The 16,084-nt window shown below is 42.0% G+C and carries 14 protein-coding genes; 9 read left to right on the top strand and 5 right to left on the bottom strand.

Translation table 11 applies throughout. The annotated features are described in order from the left end of the window. Positions 1-89 precede the first annotated feature (89 nt). A complete protein-coding gene (locus GXP67_RS08130) occupies positions 90-1,463 on the bottom strand; it encodes an MATE family efflux transporter (protein WP_232065040.1) in 1,374 nt (457 codons plus the stop codon). 190 nt (positions 1,464-1,653) lie between these two features. After that, entirely contained in the window at positions 1,654-2,196 is a 543-nt protein-coding gene (locus GXP67_RS08125; protein WP_162442676.1) for an inorganic diphosphatase, read from the bottom strand. A gap of 104 nt (positions 2,197-2,300) precedes the next feature. Between GXP67_RS08125 and GXP67_RS38020 the strand changes: the two genes are divergently transcribed. After that, the gene (locus GXP67_RS38020; RefSeq protein WP_317170123.1) at positions 2,301-2,456 is read left to right on the top strand and encodes a hypothetical protein; all 156 of its coding nucleotides are present in this window, start codon (positions 2,301-2,303) and stop codon (positions 2,454-2,456) included. A gap of 41 nt (positions 2,457-2,497) precedes the next feature. Continuing rightward, positions 2,498-3,412, top strand: a complete 915-nt coding sequence (locus GXP67_RS08120; protein WP_317170122.1) for an o-succinylbenzoate synthase — start codon at positions 2,498-2,500, stop codon at positions 3,410-3,412. Between the two features lie 20 nt (positions 3,413-3,432). Here the strand turns inward: GXP67_RS08120 and lnt are convergent, their stop codons facing one another. From lnt to GXP67_RS08105, 3 genes are all read right to left on the bottom strand, one after another. Beyond that, on the bottom strand, positions 3,433-5,001 hold the full coding sequence (lnt, locus tag GXP67_RS08115; RefSeq protein WP_162442675.1) for an apolipoprotein N-acyltransferase: 1,569 nt from the start codon (positions 4,999-5,001) through the stop codon (positions 3,433-3,435). Between the two features lie 58 nt (positions 5,002-5,059). After that, positions 5,060-5,743: a 16S rRNA (cytidine(1402)-2'-O)-methyltransferase gene (gene rsmI, locus GXP67_RS08110; RefSeq protein ID WP_162442674.1), complete on the bottom strand. Its 684-nt coding sequence runs from the start codon at positions 5,741-5,743 to the stop codon at positions 5,060-5,062. 75 nt (positions 5,744-5,818) lie between these two features. Next, positions 5,819-6,049: a 4a-hydroxytetrahydrobiopterin dehydratase gene (locus GXP67_RS08105; RefSeq protein ID WP_162442673.1), complete on the bottom strand. Its 231-nt coding sequence runs from the start codon at positions 6,047-6,049 to the stop codon at positions 5,819-5,821. A 179-nt stretch (positions 6,050-6,228) separates the two neighbouring features. Here GXP67_RS08105 and GXP67_RS08100 point away from each other — a divergent pair, with 179 nt between their 5' ends. From GXP67_RS08100 to nrfD, 7 genes are all read left to right on the top strand, one after another. After that, entirely contained in the window at positions 6,229-7,557 is a 1,329-nt protein-coding gene (locus GXP67_RS08100) for a cryptochrome/photolyase family protein (RefSeq protein ID WP_162442672.1), read from the top strand. Positions 7,558-7,681: 124 nt separating this feature from the next. Continuing rightward, complete coding sequence (locus GXP67_RS08095; RefSeq protein ID WP_162442671.1) at positions 7,682-7,939, top strand: hypothetical protein; 258 nt, start codon at positions 7,682-7,684, stop codon at positions 7,937-7,939. Positions 7,940-8,073: 134 nt separating this feature from the next. Continuing rightward, complete coding sequence (locus tag GXP67_RS08090; RefSeq protein WP_162442670.1) at positions 8,074-8,625, top strand: hypothetical protein; 552 nt, start codon at positions 8,074-8,076, stop codon at positions 8,623-8,625. Positions 8,626-8,740: 115 nt separating this feature from the next. Continuing rightward, a complete protein-coding gene (locus GXP67_RS08085; protein WP_162442669.1) occupies positions 8,741-9,445 on the top strand; it encodes an SOS response-associated peptidase in 705 nt (234 codons plus the stop codon). A 550-nt stretch (positions 9,446-9,995) separates the two neighbouring features. Then, complete coding sequence (locus GXP67_RS08080) at positions 9,996-11,330, top strand: c-type cytochrome (protein ID WP_232065038.1); 1,335 nt, start codon at positions 9,996-9,998, stop codon at positions 11,328-11,330. Positions 11,331-11,373: 43 nt separating this feature from the next. Continuing rightward, the gene (locus tag GXP67_RS08075; RefSeq protein ID WP_162442667.1) at positions 11,374-14,535 is read left to right on the top strand and encodes a TAT-variant-translocated molybdopterin oxidoreductase; all 3,162 of its coding nucleotides are present in this window, start codon (positions 11,374-11,376) and stop codon (positions 14,533-14,535) included. Between the two features lie 21 nt (positions 14,536-14,556). After that, positions 14,557-15,996, top strand: a complete 1,440-nt coding sequence (gene nrfD, locus GXP67_RS08070) for an NrfD/PsrC family molybdoenzyme membrane anchor subunit (RefSeq protein WP_162442666.1) — start codon at positions 14,557-14,559, stop codon at positions 15,994-15,996. The last annotated feature ends 88 nt before the right edge of the window (positions 15,997-16,084 follow it).

The raw sequence follows: 16,084 nt of genomic DNA, 5'->3' as shown, positions 1-16,084 counted from the left end.
GAGAAAGTAAAAAAATATAATCTTTATCTTCAATGAAGGTGAATGCTGATTTTATCCTGTATGGTTTAAGCGGAATAAATATAAGGGAATCAACCCATTGTTCGGAGATGCTTGCTGGCTTTCATTTTATAGGTAAGTGTATAAAACCGGATGGTGAGCAGAATAGCAGATACTGTAAGCCCTGCCAGTAAGCCCAGCCAGATGCCTTGTGCATGCATATTTAATGTGAAGCCGAGTACATACCCTAGTGGAAGGCCAATTACCCAGTAGGCGAACAGTGCAATAACAGTGGGTACATTCACATCTTCAATTCCCCGTAAAATTCCAAGTCCAACCACCTGTACACCATCGGACAACTGGAAAAATCCACCAATAATCAGCAGGGCCGCTCCCAAGTTCACCACCGCTTCATCCTGAATATATAACCTGACCAGTGAATAATTAAAAGTGAGAAAAACAAAACAGGCCATGCTCATAAATGCTATTGATAGTGCCAGCGAAACGGTTCCTGCCCGTACAATTTTTGTATGGCTGCCTATACCCACTGCCTGTCCTACCCTTATAGCTCCGGCAGAAGAAATGCCTGCGGCTACCATATACGTAATGGTAGCCAGGTTAAGGGCAATCTGGTGGGCAGCTAAGGCAATTGTTCCCAGCCAGCCGGCAATAATGGCAGCTCCCGAAAAGGCGCCTCCTTCAAAAAACAACTGAAAACCACCGGGCACACCTAGTCGCAACAGTTTTTTTAACAAGGGTGTAAAAGAATATCCGGTGGGTGGTTTATTAATATATCCATAAAACAAAGACGATCTGAAAATATAGCCGAGCATACCTACGGCCATAAACAAACGTGCCAGCATAGTAGCTACGCCAGCTCCATTTAAACCCCATTGTGGAAACCCTAATTTACCGTGAATCAGTACCCAGTTGAAAAATACGTTGAACAATAGTCCGCCAATGGTAATAACCATAGCCACTCTCGTATGGGAAAGTCCGTCGCTGAACTGTTTAATAGCCATAAAGAAAAACATGGGAACTACTGATATGCTGATGATCTGGAGGTATTCAACTGCCAGCGCTTCTACTTCCGGTGTCTGCCGGAACCAGTGGAAATTTAGGGAGAGAAAAAGTAGAATTAACCCAATAAGAATACCCAGTCCGATACCCAGCCTGAAACCTGCCCGGAGCAGCATACTACATTCCATTTTTTCATTGCGGCCATTGGCTGTAGCTACCTGGGGTGCGATCACAGAAAGTGTTCCGAGGCCAAAAAGAGCAAAGAGAAAAAAAACAGAATTGGCAATACCAGCTGCTGCAATGGAAGCAGCGCCCAAAGCACCTACCTGTATATTGTCGGCTACTCCCATCATCACTGTTCCCAGCTGGCCAATAATAATCGGTAGGCTAATCCGTAAAGTAGCCATTATATCCGGACGATAAAGACGAAACAGGGAGAGGTGCATTATGATATACTAGCTGGTTTGTGGTGTAAATCTATATAAACTGGTGATTGAGTTTTCCGGAAGTGAAAGCTATTTTATCAAGAATTGTGAATATTGACTTCTGAATGCAGCTAAAATAAAAACTGGAATTCAATAAGCGGAAGATGTCTGCCTATTAAATTCCAGCGCTGTATACAAACAAAAAGATAATTTACATATCAGATAAACCTTGCAGGAAATTGAGCCTTAACGATTTTTTATCCTGAAAGCGGACCTGTGCTTCCTGAATGATCCGGATAGCAGCTTCTTTGCTGTCCCAGCCTTCAATCCCTACCTTTTTTTTCTCTAATTCTTTATAAATCTGGAAGAAATGCTCAATCTCTTTTTTTAAATGAGCATTCACTTCGCTCAAATCGTCAATGTAATTCCATTTAGGATCGCTTACCGGTACACACAGTATTTTTTCATCCGGACCTTTTTCATCATACATTTTAAACAAACCGATGGGTTTCACTTCAATCAAACAGCCAGGGAATGTAGGTTCAGATACCAGGACCAGGGCATCAATAGGGTCACCATCTAAGCCTAAAGTTTCGGGAATAAAGCCATAATCGCTGGGGTAGTGTACAGAAGAGAAAAGCATCCGGTCATAGCGGATCATCTTTTTCTCCGGGTCATATTCGTATTTGTTGCGGCTTCCTTTGGGTATTTCTACGACAGCGTCTATCGTAAAATAATCATGTTTTTCTTTCATAAAACGTTGTATCCAATAATATTACGCTAAATTAATTAAACTATTGTAATTCATTTCTACTTCTTTAAAAGTTACTATTCTTTCAACGCATTACTCAATTTTGTATGTCCTTCGAGGTTAACTATATTAAACACAGGCTAGATTTTATTTTTGAAGCAGGCACATCCAGAGGGGTGCTTACGCATAAAGATACTTACTTTATTCGTATTGCTGACCAACAGAAACCGGGCGTGCAGGGTTGGGGGAATGTGCTGTATTAAAAGGTTTGAGTATAGATAATACCCCCGAATTTGAATCACATTTGCAAAAAATATGTCAGCAGCTACCAGAGTGGCTTACCCAAACAAGTGAATGGTATACGGATGAAGGTATTGAGAAAATGATTGGCCTGATTGGAAATACACTGCCTGCTATACAATTTGGCGTAGAAACGGCGCTGTTAGATCTCCGGAATGGTGGCAAACGAATTATTTTTAAAAACGATTTTTCAGCAGGAAAAACCGGCATTCCGATAAACGGACTTATCTGGATGGGTAAACCGGAATTTATGCGCCAGCAGATAGATGAAAAACTTATGCAAGGATATACCTGCCTGAAACTAAAGATTGGTGCCCTGGATTTTGATAAAGAATGTGAACTGCTGGGCTACATCCGGAAACAATATCCAGCAGAACAAATTACTTTACGGGTAGATGCCAATGGCGCCTTTTCTACGGGTGATGCACTGGAAAAATTAAAAATTCTGGCTCAGTATGATCTGCATTCCATCGAACAACCTATCCGGCAAGGACAATGGTCAGAAATGGCCAGTTTGTGCCGGCATACACCACTGCTGATTGCCTTAGATGAAGAGCTAATCGGCGTAATTGATAAAAAACAAGAACTCCTGCAAACGATACACCCACAATTTATCATTCTCAAGCCATCTTTACTCGGCGGATTTCATCATTCGCTTGAGTGGATTAAACTGGCAGAAAAGATGAATATAGGCTGGTGGATCACTTCGGCTTTGGAATCAAATATCGGGCTGAATGCTATCAGTCAGTTTACAGCTTCTCTGAATAACCCATTGCCTCAGGGTTTAGGAACCGGACAATTATATAGTAATAATATAACTTCTCCTTTAGAAATCAGCAAAGGATATTTACATTATAATCTGGCTAGAAGTTGGAGTGATATATTGAAAATGGAAAGGTCAATTAAAAATTATTTTTAATTGACCTTTCCATTTAAGTCTTAGCTCATCACAATCCGCTTTCTTCGCTGGGCAATGCGGCTTTTTACCAGTACAGATAATAGCAGAAACGGGGCGATGAACATAGCCGTTCTGCCCAGATAATCTCCATAGCGGACATAAAAAGTAATGAGTTTGCTTGCCCGGATTGGCGCATTTACTACATCCTGCACCCAGTATTTAGTGGGATACAAAATGTCACCACGCTGGTTAATAAATCCTGAAATACCGGTATTAGCCGACCGGGCAATACTTCGCCGGCTTTCAATCGCCCGCAATGAAGCATAAGCTAGGTGTTGTTTGTGTCCGGGCGTATTTCCCCACCAGCCATCGTTGGTGATAATGGTGATAAAATCGGCCCCATTGCGTACATATTCCGTCATAAAATCGCCGTATACAGATTCGTAACAGATGGCAGGTGCAATACCAATACCTTTGTCATTCTTAAAAACGGTGCGTTCTTCCTGTTTTCCGTATCCGCCAGCCGTGCCGCCGAGGTTAAAAATCAGATCGGTAAGAAAACCAAATACGGAAGGGTAGGGCATGAGTTCTACGCCGGGTACCAGTTTAGATTTGTGATAAAACTGTACTGGTTTGCTTGGTTCTATAAATAAAGCCGTATTAAATACATCATAATAGCCTACGTCTTTGCGGTATCTGGCGGTAGGGGTAGCCGCTTTTTTATTCTCATATAAGGTATAACTGGTTACTCCGGTCAGCAGAGAAATATGTGGATTTTCGGCAACAAATGTTTTGATGCGTTGAATAAGTGCATCCTGTTCAATTACAGATTCCTGATATAACCCATCAATCGCAGTTTCAGGCCACAATACAAAGCTGGTATGGGGTGTCATCTGGTTTTTGGAAAGTTCAATAAAACGTTCCACCTGCTGATCAAAAGGAATGAAGTTTTCAGAGTCGGCGAATTTTTCGGTGAACGGATCAATGTTGGGCTGTACGACTACAAATTCTACTTCCTGGCCATTTTCCTGATACGTTTCATATAAATAATACGAATACAATATGGGAACCAGCATCAGAGTCATCGCATATACATCTGCGCCGGCTCTGGCGGTTTTGGTATATACGCCCTTATGTTTCACCAGAGCAAAATATACTGTAAAATTAGCCAGCCATACCCATAGCGTACCCCCCAGAACACCAGTATATTCATACCACTGCACCCATTCCGGGGCATATAAAAATCCATTTCCGATGGTGAGCCAGGGCCAGGAAAGATCCCAGTTCAGGTGAATAAATTCAAAACCAATCCAGTAACAGAGCAGGGAAAAATAGCCAAATTTCTCGTTGGTAGCCCGTTTAGTAAACCAGAACAGCATGAGTGGAATACATTGAAGCAACGCATTAGCCAGCATCGCAAAAATCCCGCCCACGGCTGTAGAATTATATACCCACCAGGTGGTAAGCACATTCCACACCAGCATAGTGATATAGGCATATGTAAAGAATGTACGGCCAGGTTTGGGCAAATCTCTTTTTACAATATGCGATTCCAGACGCAAAAGCGGTACAAAAGCAAATAGTAAAAAGAAAGCCAGTGGGTAGGTCATCCAACCTAGTGATAAAAGTACGCCACTTAAACAAGAAAGCCAGAGAAAATAAAAACGGCTATTTCTGACCTCCGACCACGATAACGATTTCACCTTTGATAGTTTTTTCTGTAAAGTACGAAATAATTTCTCTCAGACTGCCATTGATGGTTTCCTCAAAAACTTTAGTGAGTTCTCTGGAAACAGATCCCTGACGTTCTTCACCAAAATGTTCTGCAAACTGCTCCAGCGTTTTTACCAGCCGGTGAGGCGATTCATAAAAGATCATGGTCCGTTCTTCCTGGGCTAAAAATTCCAGGCGGGTTTTCCGGCCTTTCTTCTGCGGCAAAAATCCTTCGAATACAAACTTGTCGTTGGGAAGCCCGGATTTTACCAGCGCAGGTACAAACGCTGTAGCCCCAGGCAAACATTCGATTTTAAGCCCATGTTGCAAACAAGCCCTTACCAACAGAAAACCTGGATCTGAAATGGCTGGTGTGCCGGCATCAGTAATGAGTGCCATTTTTTCGCCATTTTCCATCCGTTTCACCAGCGCAACTACAGTTTGATGTTCATTGAACGCATGGTGGCTTTGCATAGGTTTCTGTATGCCAAGGTGTTTTAACAGATTTCCGCTATTCCGGGTATCTTCGGCCAGAATAATATCCACTTCTTTCAACATCCGGATGGCCCGCAGGGTGATGTCTTCCAGGTTGCCGATAGGCGTAGGAACTATATATAAGGAAGTAACTAAGGTGGTCATTGAAGATTGCAAATATATTAAACTCTTTTCCTTTTGAAGGAAAGGGGCCTTTTCTGATTAAATAACGATGCAGTTTTAATACAAAGCATCTATTGCTTTGGCCAGTTTACGGTCTTTGTCGGTAACGATGTTGCCGGCATCATGGGTATTCAATTCGATATTCACCTTATTATACACATTCGACCACCATGGATGATGGTTCATTTTCTCAGCCACTAAAGCTACTTTGGTCATAAAAGCGAAGGCTTCTACAAAATCTTTGAACTCAAAAGATTTTTTGAGCTTGTTGTCTTCTTCTTGCCACATAGAGGTTTAAGTTTTGGTGAAAAGCATATTATGGCTGGAAAGTTAATATTAATTGGGAAATAATCTTAAATACTGTTTGCTTACTCCTTTGCTCACTTAGCCCAGGAAAATGCTAAAAAATGAGCAGTTGGTAAAACAATTCATCCAGCAAAGAATTTATAGTATATAAATTTCTGCTCATGTCCACTCATACTACCCAAATAGCTGTTTTCTGGTTCCGCCGCGATCTGCGTATTGAAGATAATACTGGATTGTATCATGCTCTCAATAGCGGTTATCCGGTATTGCCATTATTCATTTTTGATAGTGATATTCTCGATCAGCTGGAAGACCGGGATGATGGACGGGTTACTTTTATTCATCAGGTAGTAAGCGATTTGCAGCAGGCTTTTGATAAGCAAGGCGGAACTTTGCTAACCCATTATGGAAAGCCCGTAAAAATCTGGAAACAATTATTGCGTGAATATATTATCGTCGCTGTATATACCAACCACGATTATGAAAGCTATGCCATTAACCGGGACACCAAAATCAGGGAATTATTACAAACCAGAGGTATTCCATTTCACACGTATAAAGATCAGGTAATTTTTGAAAAGCAGGAAATTGTGAATGGACAAGGAAACCCATACAAAGTATTTACACCTTATAGCAAAAAATGGCTGGCCACCCTGACAGACGCACATACACAGCATTTTCTATCTGGCGAACATATATCTGCTTTATATAAATCCCAATCCGAACTTATTCCTTCGCTGCCAGAAATGGGATTTCAAAAATCGGCTCTCATTTTTCCTTCTATGGAAGTGAGGGAAGATATATTGGAAGAATATGCCAGAGAACGTAATTTTCCAGCCAAACCAGGCACTACCAAGATCGGTATTCATCTGCGCTTTGGTACCGTAAGCATCCGGGAAATGGTAAGAAAAGCAATACAACACAGCGATATATGGCTGAATGAACTTATCTGGCGGGATTTTTATATGATGATCTTAGCAAATTTCCCTCATGTAGAACAATCGGCCTGCAAGCCTGCCTACGACCAGATTCAATGGCGCAATAATGAGCAGGAATACAAACTTTGGTGCATGGGTCAGACGGGATATCCGATTGTGGATGCAGGAATGCGTGAACTGAATGCTACTGGTTTTATGCACAACCGGGTAAGAATGATAACTGCCAGTTTTCTGGTAAAACATTTACTTATCGACTGGCGATGGGGTGAAGCCTATTTTGCTGGTAAACTGCTCGATTATGAACTGGCCTCCAACAATGGCAGCTGGCAATGGATTGCCGGAAGCGGATGTGATGCAGCCCCCTATTTCCGGGTGTTTAACCCTAATACCCAGGCTGCAAAGTTTGATAAAGCAAAAGAATATATTAAAAAGTGGATACCAGAACTGGGAACGCCTGATTATCCAAAACCCATCATAACTCACGAATTTGCCAGGGAACGTGTACTGGCTACCTACCTCGAAGCTTTGAAGAAGGGAATGAGCGTAGGGTAAACTTTATTTGATTGTAGGATTTTGAATTTTCAATAAAATGAATGGTAAACCTTAACCGTTCTATCAATAGCTATAATTTGACTAAAGTGTAAAAATCAGCTATAAAACACTATCAACATCGTGTATGAAGTTCTTTCTGCTTGTAAGCCTGCTGCTTATTTATTTTCCGGTGCTGGTATATTATAAATCCAGGATTGTACGGGTGATAGCGGATGTTAGTAAGCCAGAGCATTTACGATGGTATGAAGGAGCCGAATACGTAATGAAGCATACTACAGATGTAAATCTGAGAGAAACATTAACAGACTTACGTAAGCAAATCAGAAATATAAGTATCACTGGTATTGTTTTGTTCTGGCTGATTGTATTTTTTTATCCGTAACCCTATACTATTCTGTTAGATAAGCTTTGACAGTAAACTTTTGCAGAAGTATAGCCAGGTTAATTTTTGTACTTTTTCTGAAACCTTATTCTTCAAATAGGAGTAAAACAAGGAAATCATTTTAAAAACCACCTATGAAAAACGTGAAAAAAGAATTAGCCAAAGTAATAGTTGCTTTAAGCTTGCCTATATTAACATCAGTACCCTTATTAGCGCAAACCGGGGCAGGAACAGGAACTTCTACAGCTACGCCATCTGCACCAACCACAACCGGAGCACCTGCTTCACCGTCAACCCCATCTGTAAATAGTCAGGATGGTACGCTGAACAGCCAGAATGGAACATTGACAACGCCAGCACAACGGCAGAGCAACGAGAATCTGAATAACAAGCTAAACCAGGGATTAAATAAGAATCAGTCTACTGGTACTACTCCTGCTGGGTCTAATAGCACAGGAAATGGAACTGGTACACCTTATAATCAACCATCAAATACATCTCCGTCTACTAATGATGCCAATGATGCGAATGACGGAGTAACACCGCCTGCCACTGGTACTCCTGCAACTGGTAATGGTAATAATACTGTGCCAGCTACCGGCACACAGACAACACCTTTGAACCAGCCACCAGCCGGTACTACGCCTAACACAACACAGCCTACTCCCGGTAAAATCCCGAATTAAGGAGCAGCAGAAATATTAGGAAACTGAAAAACCCACAAGATCTAAACTCTTGTGGGTTTATTATGCTTATATCTTAACTTTGATGTCCGGGTATTAGCAAAACCAGGATAAATTCATGTGTGACAGATATTCTTTTGCGCTTACAAAGCAGAAAATAACCCGCCGCTTCCAGGTAAAGGTTACACAAGCGCCCGATATCAACTATAATATTTCGCCTGGAAATACAGTACCAGTTATACTTTCTCAGCCTGAGCGCCATTTGGATTTTTTCCGCTGGGGCCTGGAAAATCAACTGGCTGTAAATAAGAAAAAAGCAAAGCTTATTCATGCCATTGACACAAAAATGCTGGTCAAGCAAAACCGCCTGCAGCAAATAACCCAAAATCAGCGTTGCCTTATTCCGGCCGATGGGTTTTATATCTGGTATAAAATATCCCGTAGAAGCCAGGTGCCTTACCGGGTAGTGCTGAAATGGAATATGCCATTTGCCTTTGCAGGCATTTGGGAATTGTATGCCGATACCGAAAGCCAACCTTCTCTCAGGGCTTGCAGCCTGTTTACTACAGAGGCTAATGAACTGTTAAAAAAACTACAGTCCACTATGCCGGTGATTTTACCTCTGGAACTCGAGAATGAATGGCTGAATCCGGAGGTATCTTTACATGAAGCGATGCAGATGCTACAAACTTTTCCAGCAGATAAGATGAATTGTTTTCCGGTGTCCGCACAGATTAATAATCCGGCATTCAATTCTCCTGAGCTGTTACAAGCTGTTCAGGCAACCGACCAGTTTGGAAACTACATCCTGTTCCAGGAGTGAATATTTTTTAACTGAAAATTCTTGTCAAAAATCCCTCAGTATTAAGTTTCTTTAATTGAGATGAATTTGTAAGAGGCAATGTAAGAAATCCCCTATATCCTAAGTATAACTGATATGACGCATTTTTAGATTAGCTTATAAAAAGTTAAACTGATCTTCCTGGAAGATTAAATTAATATATATTGTCTTTACAGGCAGTATCTTAATAAAGTGATATTTTTCAGGCTTTTATGATGGAAATTTACAAATAAAAAACAGAGCTTAAAATCAAACACCCTCCATACACATCTGGTTACATGAGCAGATTACCGGAAAAAACAAATGGCAAACGGTAATTTAAAATGATTCTAAATTAGTATTTATTTAGCCTAAAATTACACGTATGTTGTTGACAATCAGAATATATACCCTTAATTGTAGCACTGAATAGGTTTTTGCGGAAATTTGCAAGAAAATGTATTTGATTAGTAAAATTCGCATACTACATTTGTGGGGTTTTTAGCGTAAACCTGTATTCCTTCTAAATCAATTAACCAATTATATGTATTGTATGAGTAATCTCAAGCGATTTGTATGCGGCATGCTTCTGCTATTCTTTCTGGCTTTATCAGGAGGGATTTTCCAGGCGTCCGCACAAGATGCTACTACTACAGATTCTGCAGCTACGGCAGCCGTTTCTAATCCGGATGGGGCTTCTCCTGCCGGTGGTGCACAACCTGCTGCCCAGGACCCGGCTGCAGTGGAAGAAGGCAAAACCCTATTTACGCAAAATTGTACTGCCTGCCATGCTATCTCTGATGAAGTAGTATTGGGGCCCGGTTTGAAAGGCGTTACCCAGAGAAGACCAGAAGCCTGGCTACTCGCCTGGATCAAAAATTCCCAGAAAGTAATTGCCAGCGGCGATAAATATGCGGTTGACTTATTTAATAAGTATAATAAAACCGTAATGCCTAGCTACGACTTCAGCGATGCACAGATCCGTAACTTACTTGCATACATTGATGTCACAGGTTCTGGTTCCCCAGCGAATGCAAATACTACCACAGGTGGTACGCCTGAAAAGCAGCAGGTGAATGGAGGTCAAACAACTCAGGTTGATGCAGGTGGAATCTCCTCTTCTTACTTTACTATAATCCTCGGTGCATTACTGATCATTCTGCTACTTGTATTGCTCGTACTGGTATTGATTGTTTCCCTGCTTAGTAAATTTTTGAAAGACCGTAAAGACCTCACCGATGAAGACCGTGAGCTGTTGGACCAGAAAGCAAACCTAGGTAAGGTTGTAAATAGCAATACATTTAAAGGAGGCGTTGCACTTATATTTTTCCTGATTGTAGGTAAAGTTGCCCTGGATAGTGTGCTGGGTATTGGCATCAGCCAGGGATATGCGCCTACGCAGCCCATTGCTTTCTCTCATAAATTACATGCCGGCCAGTATCAGATCGATTGTAGCTATTGCCATACCACAGTATATAAAGGCAGATCAGCTAATATTCCTTCTGCTAACATCTGTATGAATTGCCATAACGCGATTAAGCCTAATTCTCCGCAGATAAAAAAGATATACGAAGCCATCGAAAGTGAACGGCCGATTGAGTGGATCCGGGTACACAACCTGCCGGATTTCGCCTATTTCAATCACTCTCAGCACACCAATGTGGGGGGCGTTGAATGCCAGAGTTGCCATGGCCAGATTCAGAACATGGAGGTTGTACAACAGATATCTCCTTTAACCATGGGATGGTGTATTGATTGCCATCGGAAAACACAGGTAAACACAGAAGGCAATGATTACTATGATAAGTTGCTGGCGGTGCATAACAGCAAGGAGCCACTGAAAGTAGCTAACATTGGTGGTCTGGAATGTTCCAAATGCCATTATTAATATTCCCTTTCAACACTGAATCTGATACTACACTCAATAATATATGGAAGATAATAATAAAAAATACTGGAAAGGTATAGAAGAATTATCTAATGACACTGAATTTGTAAAATTAGCCCAGAACGAATTTCCTCCGTATTTATCTGTCAAAGAATCTGGTAAAAATACTCCTGATGATATAACTGCTACTAACCGGCGCGATTTTTTGAAAATGATGGGTTTTGGCTTGGCAGCTGTTTCTTTAGCCGCCTGCGATACACCAGTAAGAAAAGCCATCCCCTACCTGAATAAGCCTGAGGAGATAGATCCTACCATTCCTAATTATTACGCTTCTACCTATATGGATACCTCTGGGGAATACAGCAGTGTGCTGGTAAAAACCCGCGAAGGACGTCCAATTAAAATAGAACCAAACTCTCTCTCCGGTGTTACGCCAACCGGTACCAGTACCCGTGCCCAGGCTTCTCTACTCAATTTGTATGATGTAGAACGCCTGAAAGGCCCGCATGATGTAGCAAAGAATAAACCAACTACCTGGCAGGATGCAGATGGCAGAATCAAGCAGCAATTACAGCGGGGAGGAGCTATCCGTATCGTATCTTCTACTATTATTAGCCCCACTACTAAAAAGGCTATCCAGGATTTTATTGCTGCCTATCCCACTGCCCAGCATATTCAATACGATGCAAATTCTTGTTCAGGTACTATTAAGGCAAATGCCGCCTCTTTTGGCAAAGCCGTAATACCTTCTTATAATTTTGCCAATGCCAGCGTAATTGTAAGTGTAGGAAGCGATTTTCTGGGTACAGGGCTCAATAATATCGAAAATAGCTACCAGTATGCACAAACACGTCGGGTAGGAAAGAATAAAAAAGAAATGTCCCGCCACTACCAGTTTGAAACAATCCTTTCACTGACTGGTGCGAATGCAGATTACCGTACCCTTATTAAGCCATCACAGGAAGGATTAGTAGTAGCTGCCTTATATAACAGGGTAGCTAAACTAGCTGGTGGAACTGCTGTTTCAATAGCGGATATTAAAAATATTGCCAATTTAGACCAGGCAGCTAACGACTTGTTTAAAGCCAAAGGCAAAGCAGTGGTAATAAGCGGCTCCAATGACGTAAACGTTCAGGTAATGGTGAATGCCATTAATAACTTGCTGGGTGCGTATGGTACTATTATCGATCTGAATACACCGAGCCTGCTCAAACAAGGCGATGATGCAGCAATGGCTACTTTTGTACAGGAAGTGCGGGATGGCAAAGTAGGCGCTGTGATATTCTATAAAGCCAATCCAGTGTATGATTATCCAGCTGGTGCAGATTTAGCACAAAATCTTAAAAAAGTAGGCCTGAAAGTTTCCTTTGCAGAAAAGGCAGATGAAACAGCCGCTGCCTGTGACCTGATTTGCCCGGATCATAACTTCCTCGAATCCTGGAACGATGCAGAACCCAAAACAGGATACTATAGCCTGGTTCAACCTACGATCAATCCGATTTTCAAAACCAGATCTGCACAGGAAAGTCTGCTAAGCTGGGCTGGAAAAGGACAAGATTATTATACCTATCTACAGAATAACTGGCAATCCACATTCTATACCCGGCAAAGCGGAAGCAGTTCGTTTACCGACTTCTGGACTAAAGCGGTTCATGATGGGGTTTTTGAACCTGGTAAATCCAAAACTCCCGTTGTAACACCAGTTGATGCAGCTGTTACTACCGGAACTCCTGCCACTGCTGCACCAGTAACTACTGCTACTGGTTCAAATATGTTCAGTGGAGATATAAATGCGGCTGCTACTGCTATCAATTCGACATATAAACCGGCCGCAACCACTACAGAACTGGTACTGTATGAAAAAATAGGTATTGGAAATGGCGAATATGCCAATAACCCATACCTGCAAGAGTTCCCTGATCCTATTTCCAGAGCCTGCTGGGATAATTATCTGGCCGTATCTAAAAAAATGGCCAACGATATGGACCTGGAACAAGGTGATATAGTAACGGTTACTGTGAAAGGCAAACCTGCGATATCTGTACCTATATTGGTTCAGCCAGGACAAGCCGATGGAACAGTAGCCTTAGCCATTGGTTATGGCCGCACCAAAGCAGGAAAAGCCGGAGATAAAGTAGGTGTAAATGCTTATCCGCTGGCTTCTTATAATGGAACTAGTATTGTATTTGGCGCACCTGAAGTAAGCATCGCTAAAACAGGTGATACGCGTGAAATAGCCCAGGTACAAACCCATCATACCATTATGGCCCGTCCGATTGTACAGGAGGCCAGTTTAAAAGAGTATCAGACAGATCCCTCAGCCGGCCGTTTCAAACCGAAAGTGGTTACAGCAGAAGGAATTAAAAAGCCAGGTGAAATTTCCATGTGGGAAGATCATGCCAAACCCAACCATTCCTGGGGCATGGTCATTGACCTGAACTCTTGTATCGGGTGTGGCGCTTGTGTAGTGAGCTGTAATGTTGAGAACAACGTACCGGTAGTAGGACGCAGAGAAGTAATCAACCGCCGGGAAATGCACTGGCTGCGTATTGATCGCTATTACAGCAGCGATGGAAAAGCAGAAAGTAATGTAGATATCGCCGGTTTCAAATCTCTGGAAGAAGCTTCCAGTAATCCGGAAGTAGTTTTCCAGCCGATGTTATGCCAGCAGTGCAGCAATGCCCCTTGCGAAACCGTATGCCCGGTGGCTGCTACTACGCATAGTTCTGAGGGTTTAAACCAGATGGCCTATAACCGGTGTATTGGAACCCGGTATTGTGCCAACAACTGTCCATATAAAGTAAGAAGGTTCAACTGGTTCAAGTATCATAACAATGAGAAGTTTGATTACCACATGAACAATGACCTGGGTAAGATGGTATTAAACCCGGAAGTAACCGTACGTTCCAGAGGGGTAATGGAAAAATGTACCTTCTGCGTACAGCGGATTCAAGCAGGTAAACTGGAGGCTAAAAGACAAAGACGCAGACCAGTAGATGGTGAAATTACAACGGCTTGCGCAACAGCCTGTCCAACAGAAGCCATTGTTTTCGGTGATCTGTTAGATCCGGAAAGCCGGGTAGCCAGGTTAGTGGCAGAAGAAAATGAAAAACGCGCTTTTCAGGTGCTGGAAGAAATTAACGTTAAACCGCAGATTTCATACCTGACTAAAATCAGAAATAAAGAAACAAGTAACAGAGTTTAATCTAACATTAACTATACTAATATGAGTCATGTTGTTTCACCAGTAAGACAGCCCCTCATCATCGGCAATAAAACCTATGCAGACATTACCGATGATGTGTGTAAGCAGGTAGAAGGCAAGCCTACCAAAACCTGGATGATCTGTTTTACCATCGCCGTACTAACATTAGCTTACGGGTCGTATTGCCTGTTCTATACCTGGTGGGAGGGCATCGGTGTGTGGGGTTTGAATAAAACTATAGGCTGGGCATGGGATATTACCAACTTCGTGTGGTGGGTAGGTATTGGTCATGCTGGTACACTTATTTCTGCCATCCTGTTGCTGTTCCGTCAGAAATGGAGAACTTCCATTAACCGGGCTGCTGAAGCTATGACGATCTTTGCTGTATTGTGTGCAGCTAGCTTTATTCTGGCACACATGGGCCGTCCATGGCTGGCACACTGGGCATTACCATTGCCAAATACCTATGGTTCTCTGTGGGTAAACTTCAACTCTCCGCTTGTATGGGACGTGTTTGCAATCAGCACCTATCTGACTGTTTCTCTGGTGTTCTGGTATCTGGGTATGATTCCTGATCTGGCTACTATTCGTGACCGGGCTCAAAATAAAGTTTCTAAGTTTGCTTATGGTGCCTTAAGTTTTGGCTGGAATGGTTCTGCTAAAACCTGGGCCAGATATGAATCTGTGAGTTTAATTTTAGCAGGTTTATCTACACCTCTCGTACTATCTGTTCACACGATTGTAAGCTTCGACTTCGCCACCTCCGTTATTCCTGGCTGGCATACTACTATATTCCCGCCTTATTTCGTTGCCGGAGCTATTTTCTCAGGTTTTGCGATGGTATTAACCCTGATGCTGATTACCAGGGAAGTTTTCAACCTGAAAGAGTATATCACGATCAACCACGTAGAATCTATGAATAAAATTATTATTCTGACAGGTTCTATTGTGGGGGTAGCTTATATTACGGAGTTCTTTGTGGCCTGGTATTCAGGTGTGCCTTATGAAAGTTATGCGTTTGTTAACCGGGCTACCGGACCTTACTGGTGGGCCTACTGGTCAATGATGACCTGTAATGTGATTTCTCCACAGTTATTATGGATTAGGAAAATCCGTACAAGTGTAGTGGCTACTTTCATCCTGTCTATCATTGTAAACATTGGAATGTGGTTTGAGCGCTTTGTAATTATCGCTACTTCCCTGCACCGTGATTATCTGCCATCCAGCTGGGCAATGTTCTACCCAACTATGTATGATATTGGCGATTACATCTTCTCTTTTGGTCTGTTCTTTACACTGTTCTTGTTGTTTGCCAAATTCCTGCCGGTAATTAATATGGCGGAAGTAAAAGCCATCCTGAAAAGTTCTTCTGCACCAAAAGTGGTAGAGAAAAAAGGGGCTGGTGTGGTAAGCGACAGACAAACCAAACCGGCTTTTAACAAAGACGCGGATAATATTTAAAGATCGTAATACCAGTATTAGTAGTGAGTACAAGTAATAAGACTATTTATTAGAAGTTCATTTTCAAATTTCCAAATCTTCTAATTTT

Origin of the sequence: Rhodocytophaga rosea, from assembly GCF_010119975.1 — a bacterium.
Taxonomy (GTDB): Bacteria; Bacteroidota; Bacteroidia; order Cytophagales; family 172606-1; genus Rhodocytophaga; species Rhodocytophaga rosea.
Note: the sequence above shows the minus strand (reverse complement) of the source record. Positions and strands in the feature narration are given on the sequence as shown.

Excerpts from the sequence above, each read along its gene's own strand:
- GXP67_RS08130 (WP_232065040.1), bottom strand. The coding sequence starts at position 1,463 with ATGCACCTCTCCCTGTTTCGTCTTTATCGTCCGGATATAATGGCTACT.
- GXP67_RS08090 (WP_162442670.1), top strand. The coding sequence starts at position 8,074 with ATGAAAAACGTGAAAAAAGAATTAGCCAAAGTAATAGTTGCTTTAAGC.
- GXP67_RS08125 (WP_162442676.1), bottom strand. The coding sequence starts at position 2,196 with ATGAAAGAAAAACATGATTATTTTACGATAGACGCTGTCGTAGAAATA.
- GXP67_RS08095 (WP_162442671.1), top strand. The coding sequence starts at position 7,682 with ATGAAGTTCTTTCTGCTTGTAAGCCTGCTGCTTATTTATTTTCCGGTG.
- GXP67_RS08080 (WP_232065038.1), top strand. The coding sequence starts at position 9,996 with ATGAGTAATCTCAAGCGATTTGTATGCGGCATGCTTCTGCTATTCTTT.
- GXP67_RS38020 (WP_317170123.1), top strand. The coding sequence starts at position 2,301 with ATGTCCTTCGAGGTTAACTATATTAAACACAGGCTAGATTTTATTTTT.
- GXP67_RS08100 (WP_162442672.1), top strand. The coding sequence starts at position 6,229 with ATGTCCACTCATACTACCCAAATAGCTGTTTTCTGGTTCCGCCGCGAT.
- GXP67_RS08085 (WP_162442669.1), top strand. The coding sequence starts at position 8,741 with ATGTGTGACAGATATTCTTTTGCGCTTACAAAGCAGAAAATAACCCGC.
- GXP67_RS08075 (WP_162442667.1), top strand. The coding sequence starts at position 11,374 with ATGGAAGATAATAATAAAAAATACTGGAAAGGTATAGAAGAATTATCT.
- GXP67_RS08105 (WP_162442673.1), bottom strand. The coding sequence starts at position 6,049 with ATGTGGCAAGAAGAAGACAACAAGCTCAAAAAATCTTTTGAGTTCAAA.
- rsmI (WP_162442674.1), bottom strand. The coding sequence starts at position 5,743 with ATGACCACCTTAGTTACTTCCTTATATATAGTTCCTACGCCTATCGGC.
- lnt (WP_162442675.1), bottom strand. The coding sequence starts at position 5,001 with ATGACCTACCCACTGGCTTTCTTTTTACTATTTGCTTTTGTACCGCTT.
- nrfD (WP_162442666.1), top strand. The coding sequence starts at position 14,557 with ATGAGTCATGTTGTTTCACCAGTAAGACAGCCCCTCATCATCGGCAAT.